Annotated in this window: 7 protein-coding genes; 2 read left to right on the forward strand and 5 right to left on the reverse strand. The window is 43.0% G+C overall.

All coding sequences use genetic code 11. The annotated features are described in order from the left end of the window. Positions 1 to 144: 144 nt before the first annotated feature. The 3 genes from rnc to H6G14_RS14510 all read right to left on the reverse strand — a co-directional run bounded on the left by rnc (position 145) and on the right by H6G14_RS14510 (position 2763). Positions 145 to 831, reverse strand: coding sequence for a ribonuclease III (rnc, locus tag H6G14_RS14500; RefSeq protein WP_190568075.1), 687 nt, complete (start codon positions 829 to 831; stop codon positions 145 to 147). A gap of 147 nt (positions 832 to 978) precedes the next feature. Further along, entirely contained in the window at positions 979 to 1767 is a 789-nt protein-coding gene (locus tag H6G14_RS14505; RefSeq protein WP_190568076.1) for an NYN domain-containing protein, read from the reverse strand. Positions 1768 to 2175: 408 nt separating this feature from the next. Beyond that, a complete protein-coding gene (locus H6G14_RS14510; RefSeq protein WP_190568077.1) occupies positions 2176 to 2763 on the reverse strand; it encodes a Uma2 family endonuclease in 588 nt (195 codons plus the stop codon). A gap of 107 nt (positions 2764 to 2870) precedes the next feature. Here H6G14_RS14510 and bchD point away from each other — a divergent pair, with 107 nt between their 5' ends. Then, complete coding sequence (gene bchD, locus H6G14_RS14515; RefSeq protein ID WP_190568078.1) at positions 2871 to 4901, forward strand: magnesium chelatase ATPase subunit D; 2031 nt, start codon at positions 2871 to 2873, stop codon at positions 4899 to 4901. 55 nt (positions 4902 to 4956) lie between these two features. Here the strand turns inward: bchD and H6G14_RS14520 are convergent, their stop codons facing one another. Further along, positions 4957 to 5742, reverse strand: coding sequence for an RNA polymerase sigma factor SigF (locus H6G14_RS14520; protein ID WP_190568079.1), 786 nt, complete (start codon positions 5740 to 5742; stop codon positions 4957 to 4959). A 424-nt stretch (positions 5743 to 6166) separates the two neighbouring features. After that, positions 6167 to 13207, reverse strand: a complete 7041-nt coding sequence (locus tag H6G14_RS14525) for an ExeM/NucH family extracellular endonuclease (protein WP_190568080.1) — start codon at positions 13205 to 13207, stop codon at positions 6167 to 6169. Positions 13208 to 13588: 381 nt separating this feature from the next. Between H6G14_RS14525 and H6G14_RS14530 the strand changes: the two genes are divergently transcribed. After that, positions 13589 to 16101, forward strand: a 2513-nt coding sequence (locus tag H6G14_RS14530; protein ID WP_190568081.1) for an esterase-like activity of phytase family protein, incomplete at its 3' end; no start/stop codon positions are given.

Genomic DNA, 16101 nt, shown 5'->3' on the forward strand with positions numbered 1-16101 from the left:
TTAGTAACTTCCAGATAGAAAAATATCAAAAATGTAGGGTGGGCAATGCCCACAAAAACCCACTACCAAAAGTAACGAAAGACGGATTAAGGTATTCTTGACAGCATCACGATAAATATATCTTGTAGGTATGTTCGAGTATATTCATGGTAATAATTCTTGTTTGTTCAAATTAGCTAAAGCATTTTCGGCTGCTGCTTTCTCAGCCTCTTTTTTATTTTTACCTATACCTTCTCCATACTCTTTTTCTCCTACCAAAACCTTAGCTTGAAACTCTGGGGCATGAGAAAGACCACCTATTTGTTTTGTTAAGTATTTGGGAGGAGTTGGGCCGATGTTGCGTTGTACCCATTCCTGAAACCGATTTTTTGAATCTACATTAGAGCGAACAACTACAATTTGTTCGGGTACAGATTCAAATAAAGGTTCTATAATTGCGCGCACGGCTTCAATATTGGAATTATTATCTAGATAATAAGCACCAATCACCGCTTCAAAAGTGCTGCTAAGTAAATTAGGATTTTGATAACCGCCATCTCGAATAGCACCTTTTCCCAGGCGCATCCTAAAATCTAAGCCTACCTCAATAGCAAATTTTGCTAGTTGTTTTTCATCTACCAACGCCGAACGCCGTCGCGTTAATTCATCTTCTCCTCTGTCAGGGTGACTGCGATAGAGATACTCACCACTTAAGAAATTTAATATCGCATCACCAAGAAATTCTAAGCGTTCATTATGTTCACCTTCTTCTGGATTTTCATTTACATAAGAACGGTGAGTAAGCGCACGGCGTAAAAGTTTCTCATCACGAAACATTAGAATTTTGTGCATTTTTGTGTGGTGATTGTTGCAGGAATTAACTATTGGGAAAGTTGATAAATAGAAAAAGGTTATTATGTTTAAACATAAAAAAACCGCCACTATTGCGGTTTTAGATAAACTCAGGTAAGCAAATAAACTGGGTTTTTATAATTGAATTTAAGCAGGTATTCTGTCTAATTCAATTAGAAACAATTTTTCATTACGCTTTTGTACTTTACCATCTTTGACAGCAGTATCAACGAATTGACTAAAGTTTTTAAATTTCTTGCCATCATTTTTGCAGATAGATGAAAATCCTTGATATTGATGACAACTCTGACGCATTAATTTGTCAATGGATGAAAAGGTTGTGGTTTTACCTTGAACTGATGCAAATTTAATTGCCTCAATTAAATGCTTGATAGCTTCATTATAAGTAATTGGAGATTTGCCCGGAGTGTTTTGATGTTGAGTATTTTGCTGAATTTCCTGGTTTAACTTATCTATAAAGTAAAACTCATCAGCAAGCTCTTTCAGTGCTTTTTTTACATTACCGAATTGAGCAATAACAATGACAGACTTTCCCAGTTTTTGTAAATTACTAACTAATTTTGCGAAATCTCCATCACCCGATGCCAGAATAAATGTGTCAGGTGACATATCTCTATGAACATAATCTAGACAATCAACCATCAATTGATTGTCAGCACTGTTCTTTAAAGGACAAGGAACATCAATCAAATCAAAATTTAGACTGGCTAGATTGGATTTTGCAGCAGCTTGACTTTCATTTTGTGAATTGTAGTAGATATTTTTGTGAATTAATCGTCCTTTTGATGTAGCAAATTCTAGCAATAACTTAGCTGTGTCTGGCGTTAATGGAACATTCTGATAATCACAAGTAAGCGCAACTGTATTTTTGCTTTTGGTTTTTTGTTTGTTTGAGATGGAAAGAATATCTGACATTGGGAGTTATCCAGTATTGTTTGGTTTACTGGACAGCATTACAATCACACATCTAGCAAAAGCATAGCTTTGTGTAAGGAAGCATACTCAAAAAGTGTTTCCTTACTAGCCACAGTCTTTCACTTACTTCTTTTTGATTCATGTCTCAGCCGTAGAATTCCTGGCTTGCTGCGGAGTTTTGTATCATCTTCTCCCCTAAATATTGCTCTCGATTAGCTCATCATCTTGTTGGAGATGAAGTTAATTAAATCAATACTTAAGGGAAAGGATGGCACAAAACTGGGAAGGAAACTAGGAATTCTGCTGCTGAGACAACATCAAAAACCAGTAACTTTAGGCAGTTATAATTGCTGTCTAAGACTAGATTTACATAGTATAAAAAGCTTGTCAACACAATTTATACAACCTTTAAAAATTCAGTTTTATAGGCAATATTCTACTTACATCCAGAGATAAATCAGGGAAATATGGTAGGGATATCACCTGATTAGGTAAGACAATTCTCTTATTAAGATATCCGTGTTTTCCCTGGCTGTTTTGATAAAGTTGGCTGTAAGATTCCAAATAATTATCAAATAAATTGAATATCCAATAATCCGCAATACCTGCTTTAGCATAGAGAGGTATTTTGATATCTTGGTCATAGCTTAAGGAAGAATCAGCAACTTCTATCACTAGCAAGACATCACTAGGGCTAGGGTGAGCAGATAAATAATTATCATCTCGGTTTTTCACAATGGCAAAATCCGGTTCTGGTTCGCTGTTAGGCGGTAAAGTAATTGGGGCTTGGGACTGTAAAGTAGCCCTATCACCGACTAATTTAGGTAATTCTCGTAATAATTTGCGTAAGCAAGTCTCATGAACTTTACCCTTGGATACCGTTTGTATCAGCTCTCCGTTAATTAACTCAATGTGGTCATCTTCGTGGAAAAAGCCCAATTCTGTGAGTTTTTGGTACTCATCAAGGGTGAAGCGTTTAGCTTGAGCGATACTCATAGATTTTTATCCCCAGGGTAATACAAAGCCTTTGTCCTCATAACCCTTATTCTAAATGTGCCAGAAATTGATATGCTAAAAGCCGAGACTAGCTATTTTGCAAACCAATGCCTGCGCCTACTATTAATCCCACAATTACTGCTTTTCCCTTGACAGCCGTAGTCGGTCAAGAAGCCATCAAACTAGCGTTGCTGTTAGCAGCAGTCGATCCTGGTTTGGGGGGAGTAGCGATCGCAGGCCGTCGTGGTACGGCAAAATCTGTAATGGCTCGTGCTATCCACGCCCTACTCCCACCCATTGAAGTTGTTAAAGGCTCATTGAGCAATTGCGACTCCAACCACCCAGAAGAATGGGATGATTATCTATTGGCGGAGTACGCCGAACAGAATATTCAAGATGTCCCCACGGAAATTATCCCCTCGCCTTTTGTACAGATTCCCCTGGGTGTGACAGAAGACCGACTCCTGGGTTCTGTGGATGTGGAACAGTCGGTGAAGCAAGGAGACACCATATTTCAGCCAGGTTTACTCGCTACAGCTAACCGGGGTGTGCTGTATGTGGATGAAATCAATTTATTAGATGACCAAATATCCAACCAGCTATTAACAGTCCTCTCGGAAGGACGTAACCAAATTGAGCGTGAGGGGATTAGTTTTCAGCATCCTTGCAAATCTCTGTTTATCGCCACCTACAACCCAGAAGAAGGCGCATTACGGGAACATTTACTAGATAGAATTGCGATCGCTCTTTCGGCTGACGGTGTTCTCGGTCTAGATCAAAGAGTAACAGCTGTTGAGCAGGCGATCGCCTATTCCAAATCTCCCCAAGATTTTCTCCAGCAATACAACGAAGATTTAGATTCACTCAAAACCCAAATTATCTTGGCGCGGGAATGGTTGAAGGAAGTCACAATCACTCAAGAACAAATAACCTACTTAGTAGACGAAGCCATTCGCGGCGCTGTCCAAGGTCATCGCGCTGAGTTATTTGCTGTGCGGGTTGCTAAAGCGGCGGCGGCTTTAGATGGGCGGACAACCGTCAACGCTGAAGATTTGCGGCGGGCGGTGGAGTTGGTAATTGTACCACGGGCAACGGTGATTCAGACACCACCACCAGACCAGCCACCGCCACCACCACCGCCACCACAAAGCCAAGACGAGTCAGAGGAAGAACAAGAAGAAGAACAGGAAAACAACGAAGATAAACCAGAGGAACAAGAACAGCCAGAACCCCCTGACATTCCCGAAGAATTTATCTTTGACCCAGAAGGGGTAATTTTAGATAACAGTGTCCTGTATTTTGCTCAGATGGCACAACGCCAAGGTAAATCCGGTAGTCGGAGTATCATCTTTTCCGACGACCGGGGGCGCTATATTAAGCCTATGTTGCCTAAGGGGAAAGTGCGCCGCATTGCAGTAGATGCCACCCTCAGGGCAGCTGCACCCTATCAAAAAGCACGACGAGAAAGACAGCCTGATAAAAAAGTTATTGTTGAGCAAGGTGACATTCGCTCAAAGCGCTTGGTACGCAAAGCCGGGGCGTTGGTTGTTTTTGTGGTAGATGCTTCTGGCTCAATGGCCTTAAATCGGATGCAGTCAGCTAAAGGTGCGGTGATGCAACTACTCACCGAAGCTTATCAAAACCGTGACCAAGTCTCTTTGATTCCCTTCCGGGGAGAACAAGCAGAGGTATTACTACCACCAACTCGTTCTATTGCCTTAGCACGGAACCGACTGGAAAGATTACCCTGTGGTGGTGGTTCGCCCCTAGCTCATGGTTTAACCCAAGCTGTACGCGTCGGTGTCAATGCCCAAATGGGTGGAGATGTTGGACAAGTCGTCATTGTAGCTATCACCGATGGTCGGGGTAATATTCCTCTATCACGTTCTTTGGGTGAACCACAAGAATCAGGAGAAAAACCGGATATCAAAGCCGAACTATTAAACATCGCCGCCAGAATCCGGGCTTTGGGGATGCAGTTACTCGTTATCGATACCGAAAGTAAATTTGTCTCTACCGGCTTTGCTAAGGAATTAGCGAAAACCTCAGGAGGTAAATATTATCATCTACCTAAAGCCACCGATAAAGCCATTGCTGCTATGACTAAAGGAGCGATCGCTGATCTAAAATCTCGGTAGATTAGTCATTAGTCAATGGTCATTAGTAAATAAACTATAGACTTTTGACTATTGACTATGAACCAGTGGGCATTACTTGTGGTTGTAAATAACAAATTAAATCTTGAATACCCTTTTGCAAATATCGCGTTACTGTCATAGGACTAGTACCGATGTTTTTAGCAGCATCTTTGCGAGAAAGTTCTTTCAAGAAGACCATTTCCACAGCTTGACGGGGCTTTTCTTCTAACATACTAATTGCCCCTTGGAGTTGTTGCCGTTCTTCATCCTGTTGTTGTTGGGCAATGGTACGGGGACAGGGTAAAGCTTCACCCAAGGTGATTTGGCAATCTACATAGTGTACTGCCGTAGCATCTAAACTTAAAGGCATCCGATTTTGGGCAGCCAACTTAGTTTCTTGCCATTCTTGCACCGATACCTTGAGGTGCTTGGCAATTTCCGCATCCTTGGGTGGACGACCTAGAGATATTGATAATTCTTTACGGATTTTTTGTCCTTCATTATATAATTCTTGCCAACGACGAGGAATTTTTAATAGCGTACTGCGATCGCGGAGAAAATGCAGCATTTCACCTCTAATATATGGCACAGCAAAGGAACTAAAAGCATATCCTTGGCTGGGATCAAAACGCTCTATAGCTCTAATTAAACCAAAATAACCAATTTGTTCCAAATCTTCATAAGGTTCATTACATTGATGGCTAAATTTATGAGCCATTTTTCTTACTAAGCCAGTGTGTAATTGAACCAGTCTGTTACGAAGTTTAATAGAAGGATTATGGTGGTATGAGCGCAATAACTCCATACCATCAGTTTGCATAGAGGACTCACTTGCTGCCATATAAAAATTCCCTTGTGGTAACTCCTTTTTTCACCAAATTGGAGTTGCGTAATATGTTCTTCAAAGCTGTCATTATTTTCCTTAGTAGAGCCTGAATAAACCATCGTCGTTTCACTGAACTTACTAGGGCGCTGACTCTGCCGTTCAGTGTTTGTACGCATGATTTATAAGTTATCTCTGTTATAAGTATTTTTATTTATTCAATGAAAAATATTATCTGTATAATGTCTATTTATGACAAATAAACTCAGTTATGGTTGTTGACAGTTGATGCTTGACAGACTTGAAATTATTGTGCTGTCAGGTTTTCATCTTAGCTTGATGTTTTAATCTATCTGGCTATGGCTATATTTTTGCTGGGAAATACATACATAAACTAAAACCCCAGTTTGTGAAAAAACTGGGGTTTGTTTAAGCGGAAAGTTTATGCAGCTATAGTAATATTGCTACTAGTGATTGCGGGTTTATTAGATAACAAACCTATGTGAATTTTGGCTGCACCGCCAATGCCATCTTCATCAAAAAACAGTTGACCTGTAGTATTGTTGTAAATGAAGCGATCGCCTGCTGCTGTCGCATTACTACCGAGGCGGAAGAGTGCAGGATCAAGTGTACCCAAAGCTTGGCTAAGTCCAAATTCTGTCTTGGAGATTAAGATTGTATCTTGCCCAACTTTTAAGTCAGTAATAATATCAAACTCTCCAGTTCTAGTATCACTCAGATAGAAGCGATCGCGGCCGTTACCGCCAATCAATAAGTCACTTTCCTGACCACCAACTAACAGATCATCTCCATTACCACCGATTAAGGTATCATTGCCGTCACCACCATAGAGGGTATCGTTACCGTTACCACCTAGTAAGATATCTTTGCCTCTGTCACCATAGAGGGTATCGTTACCGTCACCACCTATTAATAAATCATTACCACCCAAACCCCGGATGAGATCATTCCTTTTAGTACCTGTGAGAATATCGTTATCTGGAGTACCAATAATGCCGCCACTAGCATTGATCGTCAGACTCACAGATGCTGTGGCTGTGCCACCCTTACCATCACTGATACCATAAGTGAAACTGTCATTGCCAAGGTAGCCAGTATTGGGAGTGTAGATAATAAAGTCATCAGCAAAGTTACCTGGTGTACCATTGTCATTGACAACAGCAATACCGTTGACAGGGTTAGATACCAAACTCAGTTGTAAAGAATCACCATTTACATCACTGTCATTAGTCAGGACGTTAATGTTGACAGCAGTGTTTTCATTGGTCGTGGCTATATCATTTACAGCTACGGGTGCAGTGTTTAAATTTAGCCCTACAATCACCGGGTCATGGTCTGAGGAACGGAAAGCATCGGGACTGTATAAGCTGGTTTGTTGTCCTACTGACTTGAAATTGGTGTTGTAGTCGAGGACATTGGGTTCATCAGCATTAATATGCCACTTGACAGCATTACTTACTTGTGATGTCAGTGAGGCATTAGCTAAAGCATGATCTAAAGCACCCCACTGACCATCAAAAACGTAGGAATAGGTAGTATTTGGCAGCAGGTTGTTATATCCGGCATTTTCCAAAGCCCTAATTGGGTCTTCTTGGGCGTAGGCGTTGAGGTCGCCCAGAATAAGGTAATCTGTGTCAGTAGTCCCTGTGGGATTTGTCGCTAACCATGCTGCTAAATCTTGGGATGCACGAGTCCGTGTCCCATTAGATAAACCTTGACCATCACCAGCGTCAGCGTCACCAAGATTTCCAGAACTCGAACCCTTAGATTTGAAGTGATTGATGACGGCTGTGAACTGTTCACCTGTGGAGTTTTGTCGGAAAGTTTGGGCTAGGGGTTTACGGTTATTGTTATCAAACGCACCTTGACCAAAGCCATCGGCGACTGTGGCGGCTGTACCAATAGGAGTGACACTATTAGGTTTATAGATAAAACCAACGGCGATCGCATCCGTACCTAGTTGAGACAGTCCTGGATTAATAAAAGCGTAAGTACCCGCACCGGCAACAGCATTGAGTCCATTAATTAAATCTTGAATGGCACTATTAGCACCGTAACCATCATTTTCAATTTCAATCAGACCCACAACATCAGCATTTAACCCCAGAATGGCTGCAATGGTCTTTTCACGCTGGCGGTTGAACTCAGTCAGGTTTTCTGCACCCCTTTGTTCAGGACTGGTGAAGCCGCTACCAGTACCATCACCGTTGAAGTAATTTAGGACGTTAAAGCTGGCAACCTTGAGTGTACCGCCTACATCTGGCGTGGTTGCTGGACGAGGATTGGCTGGTGTAAAGTCTACACCTGTTGAGGTTTGAACGCGGTATCCTTCAAAGCGTTGGTCTAAAACGCCGGTGATACTAGCAACAGTATCACCACCCCGTAGGGTATTGGTAGCACTTAAAGGTTCACCACCACGACCAAAGATAATGGTTGCAGGGTTTTGTGTGCTGCTACCGTCATCTAAGATAATCCGTCGTTTGGCAATCTCATCTAAATAAGCAGCGTAGCCGGTAACACTGGGGTCATTAAATTGGGTGTATTGTTCCAACCTGCCATCCGTACCTGTTTGGTTACTAGTACCAGTTGCAGAGAGAACCACCTGACCGAAACGACCAAGTTGAAAATGTTCGGTAACAGTTAAATCCCCACTACCAGCACTGATATTTACCCGCATCCCTTCGTAGCGTTCCAAATCTGCGACAGTCGTCACAGGTAACTGGATATTACTCACTGTTGGTAGTATGTCTGCGCCTAAGTTGATGATGCTGCTGACGCTAGAAAGTTGGGTCAGGCTGCTGACACCATTGTTAGTGCTAAATTCGCTCACACTGCCAGTCACCCGGACTTTATCACCAACGCTACCAGAGAACTGGCCTGTGGGGTCGAAAACAAAGATTCCTTCAGAAGTTGTAGAGTCATTATCAGCGTCTGCATCTTCTTCTTGGACGAAAAAGCCATTTAAACCTGAACCACCGGGGAATGCAGCAACCACAACACCTTCAATTGTGCGAATGCTACCAAAAGCAGAGTTAAAGGTTGTACCACTACCTTGAATTTGGTGAATTTTGGTAATGGTGAGGGCAACATCATTATCGGTAATTGTGGCAGTAACTGAGCCGATGTTAATTCCGTTGTAGCTAGTATCGTCACTAGTTACTGTATGGGTAATCACGCTGGTGTGTGTGCCTTCTACTAGGTCATCATTAACTGCGGTTATCGTTACAGTTTGGGGTGTATTCCAGTTAGCAGGGGTAAAGGTGAGAGTATTGACACTAGTAGTAGTTTGAGAATCAGGGTTAATGGTAACGGTAACATTGGCTGTGGGCTGGGTATTTAGGACGATGGTGTAGGTATCCGTTGCCCCTCCTTCAGTAACGTTGGTGCTACCACCAGACTCAATTAAGGTGATGCTAGGTAATGGGGCAGTGGAAACTTTTACATCATCAATACTCAAACCATGATCAGTGCCTGGATGGTCAATATCGACCCAACGTAACCAAATTTCTTCACCAGGATTGAGAGATAAACCGCTAATTGTGCCGGAGATTAGATTGCGGTTGGCACTTGCATTACCATTGAGTGCGCCAGCAGTCGTATTGTTGATCAGACTAGTAAAATCTAGATTGTTGACATCAACCCAAGTACCACCAGTTAAGCTTGTTGCACCGGTTTGATATTGGAAATCAACGGTTTGAGGATTAGAAGTAGTACCACCACTACGCCATTGTTCACCGTAATAGTTAACATACAGCTGATTAACTACATTACCTGTGTCGTTAAAAAACCTGCTACCCCAATAAAATGTACCTGCGGCTGCGTTACCTGAACCGATAGAACCTAAAGCACGGTCTGAACTATCCAAACCGAAGCTGTAGAGATTACCTGCGGTGTTGCTTCCTGTTGAGGCGACAATGGTTGTGCCGGTTCCGGTTCTAGCAGTATACCAACCAGCGATTGTAGAGCTATCAGTCCAGGTTTCTGAACCCGAACTAATCAGATTATTAAACTCTTGAGAGTAAGGAGTCTTGAGGGAAATTGCTCCTACTGGTAGAGTGAAGACTGGAGAACCAAGGGTTATGACTTCACTGCGGAATTTTTGGAAGTTATTCTGAGCTAAGTCTTTGGAAATTGTGCCGTTGTTGTACCAAACGGTATCGCCGTTATCTACCAGCAATTGAATCTGGGTATTGTTGGTGAGGGAATCTGGCACTTCCACAATGGATTCAAAGCTACCGTTAGTATTCAACGCTGTTAAATCAGCAATACGTAATACAGGTACATCAGTAGCGTTACCAGTCCAAGTGTAGAGACGGAAATCATTGGGGGCTACTCCTGTAGCACCACCTGGGGGGCCAGCAATAATCAGGTATTGATTACTAGAGTTACGCTCAATACTGCGGATACCACGACCACCTAAGTCTAAGAAAATAGGCGCACCAAAGCTAGCAGTACCAGATGTACCGCCTGTGGTATTCAGGATATTGGTAAAATTAGTGACAGGAATAATTAGGGCATTAGTGCGATCGCTTGTTGGTTGATTAGGCGCACGAAAGGAAACATAAGCCGTATTGCCATCGGGTGCAACTGTCAAGCCTTCAATGTTGAAACCGTTGCGAATTTCAGGCGATACACCATTTGCAGCACTTCCAGCCAGCCCTAAAAAGCCAGCGCCCAAACCATGACCGTTGTTATTATCCCAAGCAATTAAATCATCTTCGAGGAATTGATAGTATCCTTGGAATGTCAGGGTAGCACTTGCCCCTGTACCAGAAATCTGCGTGGCAAAAATCCGTTCCCGGTTGGGTGAATCGTTACCATTACTGTTGTTGCTGTGGGAACCTGACCAGTAAATTGTGTTACCAATGCGGGTAGAGGCTTCGATATCTACTTCACTGGAACCGGATAAGCCCAGTAATGAGGTAAAGTCAAAGCTGGCTAGTGGTAAACCAGAATTACGGCGATCGTACAGCCGAATTGTTTGGTCTTCGTCGTCGGCAACGAACATATAATTAGCATCAATAGCGATCGCACTAGAAGCGTCACTTGTCCCTGTGAGGAAACGGGTACTGGGACTAACAGATCCGGCTGAGGCGGCGTAGTTAATAATGTAGGAACTGCTGAGTGTACCGTCACTCACGGTAACGGTAATATTGGCTAAACCAACACCAGCAGGATTAATTTTTAGATTGCGTTCTGCACCAGTACCAGTGAAGGTCAGGTTGGCATCAGGGACAACCGCCTGATTGCTGCTGGTGACTGTGATTGTCAGGTTTTCAACTGGCGTGTCAGTATCACTCAAGGTGAAGTTAATACCCAATGTCCTTGCTGGGTCGGTAGGATCATTAATGACACCACTAATAGCACCAGCACCAATTTGGGGTAAGGGAACAGGTAGGTTTTGCCCATCCAGGAAGTCCGTTGTACTGGGATTAACTGTAATTTTCGGCGCGCCCACAGTGGATACGGGGTTAGGAATGTAAGTCCCTGGGTTACCCACATCATTACCTGTAGACAAGCGGGAATTCTGACCATCATTGATGGCAGAAAGCTGCCAGTTGGTAGTAATCTCGAAAGCATCAAGATTCGCTGCTGTCGTCCAACCACTAGCGTTTTGGGTGCGAATAGTCCCGGTGAATACTTCATCGTTGTAGGCGAGGCGGTCTATTAGCTGGCCGGTGCTGTCATACAGGTTAATTTCATCAGCGCGTCCCAAACCTTGGTTAGAGTTACCGATAATTTTTACCGAGGTGGGTAGGTTCCACGCAGTACGGAATGTCTCCGCCGCAGTTTCCGTTAAAATTACCGACTCCCCAGGCTGGACGATACCAAATGCACTGAGATTGAAGGAACCAGCAATGCGAGTATTGTCATCAAAACTCCAGCCAGTAAAGTCTACTGCGGTAGTACCAATGTTGGTAAACTCGACGAATTCACCATTAGCACCAGTGTACATATACTCGGTGATTTGGACATTGACATTGGTGTTGGGTGGTGCGTCGTTGTCGGTAATATTTATGTTGATGTTAGCGATCGCAATCCCGTTGTAATTGGTATCGCTACTACTAACATTGTGGGCGATCGTACTGGTGTGTGTCCCTTCAATGACATTATCATCAACAGCAGTCACCGTTACAGTTTGGGCTATATTCCAGTTTTGGGAAGTGAAAATCAAAGTTGAGGAACTGGTTGTTACCTGATTATCAACAGTGATGTTAATTGTGACATCTGCTGTAGGCTGAGTTTTCAGGACTATGGTGTAACTATCTGTCACACCACCTTCAGTTACATCTGTGCTACTACCAGATTGAGTAATGGTTATGCCTGGTAGGGGTGTGTTGTTAATGTTATAAAAGCCTGGGTTGCCAATATCACCGCCTGTAGAGGTGCGAGAATTTTGAGCATCATCGACGGTAGACAGTTGCCAATCAGTATTAATAGTAACAGCACCTAAATTCCCCGGCTCAGTCCAACCACTCCTAGTCTGGGTGCGAATCGTCCCCGTAAAGGTTTCATCTCCATAGGTGAGGCGGTCTATGAGTTGACCATTGTTATCGTACAGGTTAATTTCATCACTCCGCCCCAAATTTCTTGTTAACCCGCCAATGACTTTGACATTAGCAGATAATCCCCAGGCGGCGCGGAAATCCGCTTCACTTGCTTCTGTGAGGATGACTGATTCTCCAGGCTGCACAATTCCAAAGGCACTCAAACTAACAGTACCAGCTGTGCGACCGCTATCATCGTAACTCCAGCCAGTAAAGTCTACTGCGGTGGTGCCAAGGTTGGTAAACTCCATGAATTCACCGTTAGTACCTTGGTACATATATTCAGTGATTTGGATGTTGGGTAAAGGCTGAGAAAGGGTAAATGACGATCGCCAATTGGCAATGTCGGTGATAGTGGAACTAGCCGTCCAATTTGCTGGGTTGGAAATAGCCGCTAGTAGTTGTGCCTGAGTCCCCACGGTAGAACCGCTATAGTAGCCATTTGTACCATTGGTAGTGATAGCCACCGTTGTCTTGCCAGTTTCCAGTGTGCCACCGTTTGTCGCCGTGGGTTCAGCAGATGTGGACGCGCTAGTTGCGTTAGTCCAGTTACCAGAACTCAGGGAATAAATTAAAGTTGGACTGGCTAATGTTCCTGTATAAATAATCAGCGAGTCACCACTAGCATTGAGAGCAAAATTACTAGGGTTATTGGAGTTAAACCCAGGTGAATTACTACTACTGCCATTTGTCCAAGTGAGAACTGTACCCGCAGAAATATCCTGAGGTGCGGTATAAGTCAGAACTCCCTCTCCCGTGCGGAAGCTACCACTAGATTGCCAACCGTTATCTGTAATGTTGAAGGTTGTACCAGCACCAATGTCCACAAGCACCACTACACGGATGCTATCAGGATTAGTGGTGTTATAACCAGCGATCGCAATATCTCCAGGCTTCAATGTTGTGGCTGTCATAATGATTAATAAGTAAGATGGTAAAAATCTGCAAAACCAACACAAAGCATCGCCCTGCCCTTGAATAGGCCTGGCTAGCTTGTGATATTTTCTTTAGCTAGGAAAAATTAATTCTTAGTAATTTTGTCCGTGTAAATAGGCACTGGAACTTTACTGAATTCAGATTAAGAGAATAATAGGAAAAGGTAAAATAACTAACTATTTTGGAAAAACAGTATTTTAACCATTAGTTCTTTTGAACTTATTTTTTTCTTAATCTTCAAATTCCCATAATTCCTTGAATAGTCAAGTTCTCTGATTGTGATGAGTGCGGAGTTCCTAACTCCCAGCGCCTCTTGCACCATTCATGATGTGTACCTAAAAATTTGAGGATTAAATATTGTGGTAAATGTTCAGTTAGTGGGCTTTGCTTCTCTCGCGGCTGATACCTATGCTGATGGGCCAGCTTCTGGTAATGGTATTTCCGGAAACGGTAGGACAGGCCCTTTCCCTGGACAGCCAGTGCAGGGCTTTAGTGCAGTACAATTCGCCAATAGTGGCTCATTTTACTTCTTGTCCGATAATGGCTACGGTAGTAAAGATAATAGTGCTGACTACCTACTACGTATCTATCGTTTAGACCCGAATTTTCGAGGCGTAGAGAATGGTGATGGCAGCGTTAAGATTTTAGACTACATCCAACTATCTGACCCCAATAACAAAATTCCTTTCCAGATAGTGAATGAGGCTAGTGCTGACAGATTACTGACAGGCGCAGATTTAGACATTGAGTCTTTTGTCATTGATAAAGATGGTTCTATCTGGGTAGGTGACGAATTTGGCCCTTACTTACTACATTTTGATGCTACGGGTAAATTGTTAGATGCACCCATCGCCACACCAGACCGCTTCAAGACTTTAGATGGTACAGCACCTGAAGTTATTGGACACCGGGGTGCAAGCGGCTTTCGTCCAGAACATACCCTAGAGTCCTACAAGCTGGCTATTGAACAAGGTGCAGACTTTATCGAACCAGACTTGGCTGTGACAAAAGATGGTGTGTTAATTGCTCGCCATGAACCTGCTTTAGCGGTGTTGAACGCTGATGGTAGCGTTAATTTCAGCAATACAACCACGAACGTTTATCAAATTGCCAAGTTTAGCGATCGCCTAAAAACGGTAAATTTAGATGGAACTGAAATTACTGGTTGGTTTGCTGAAGATTTTACTTTAGCGGAAATCAAGGAATTACGAGCCATAGAGCGTCTACCTTTCCGTGACCAATCATTCAACGGTCAATTTACCATTCCTACCCTGGCAGAAATTATTGACCTGGTGAAACAGGTAGAAGCCGAAACTGGGAAAAAGATTGGTATTTATCCAGAAACAAAGCATCCTACTTATTTTGCTCAAGAAGCCACCTATGTAGGGACAACAGAGAAGATTAACCGCAATATCAGTCAGATTCTCATCGATACCCTCAAGGCTAATAACTTTACTGATCCTAGCCGGATTTTCATCCAGTCCTTTGAAGTTGGCAATCTCAAAGAACTGCATGATACGATCATGCCTAATGCTGGGGTCGATATTCCCCTTGTGCAACTGTTTGATGCCATTGACGTTGATATTAACGGTAGGCTCATAGAAACCAGACCCTATGACTTTATCGTTAGTGGTGATAATCGCACCTATGGCGATTTACGCACTCCAGCAGGCTTGGCGGAAATTGCTGAATATGCTGATGGTATCGGCCCCTGGAAGCGGATGATTGTTAGTGTCAGAGGTACTGATGCTAATAATGATGGACAAGCAGATGATGTCAATGGAGATGGCGCGGTTAATGATGCTGATAAGACTCTGTTACCGCCAACTACCTTAGTTCAAGATGCTCACAATGTTGGTTTGCAGGTTCATCCATATACCTTCCGTGATGAAGAACGTTACCTAGCAGCGAATTATCAAGGAAATCCAGAACTAGAGTATCAGCAGTTATTTCAATTAGGGGTAGATGCTTTATTTACCGACTTCCCCATTACAGCAGATAGAGTCCGTGACCTATTGAGTCTCCCTGGAAACAACATAGTCCGTTCTCCCCAAAACCCTGATGTGCTTTCAGGAGATGCTTTAGCAAATTTGGGTGGTTCTAGAGGTTTTGAAGGTGGCGCAATTAACGCCAGCAAAACCAAGCTTTATATGCTTCTAGAAGGAACAGTCCAAGGTGATCCTGTAGGTGCTTTGCGGCTGAATGAATTTGATCTGGCAACCCGTAGCTACACTAATAATTTACGCTATTACAGGCTGGAAAATCCTGCTCATGCGATCGGTGAAATCACTGTCATTAATGATAATGAGTACCTAGTTATTGAACGAGATGGAGGTCAAGGCGCTTCGGCTAGATTCAAGAAGATTTACAAAATTAACCTGTCTCAAACAGATGCTAATGGCTTTGTAGCTAAACAAGAAATTGCCGATTTATTAAATATCCAAGACCCCAACGACCTGAATGGGGATGGTAAGACAACCTTTGACTTCCCTTTTACCACTATTGAATCTGTTGTAGTTGTTGATGCAAACACTATTTTGGTCGCCAATGACAACAACTATCCATTTTCTGTTGGTCGTCCTCCAGCTATAGATAACAACGAAATTATCTTGCTGAAGTTGGAGCAACCCTTGAATCTTGCTCCTGGTTTGGGACAACCACAAGCTACAGAAATTAAATTTGGTTCCCCTAGTAGCGATGAAATTACGGTGGAACCCGGTCAAATATTATTCACTGGTGATGGTGCAGATACAGTAGATTCCCCTGGGAATAATACTATCTCCACGGGCAACGGAGATGATACGGTATTTGTAGGCAGTGATGCTTCTGTCTCTACTGGCAATGGTAACGATCAAGTCTTCATTGGTGTAGA

Source organism: Nostoc parmelioides FACHB-3921 (assembly GCF_014696625.1).
GTDB classification, from domain to species: domain Bacteria; phylum Cyanobacteriota; class Cyanobacteriia; order Cyanobacteriales; family Nostocaceae; genus Trichormus; species Trichormus parmelioides.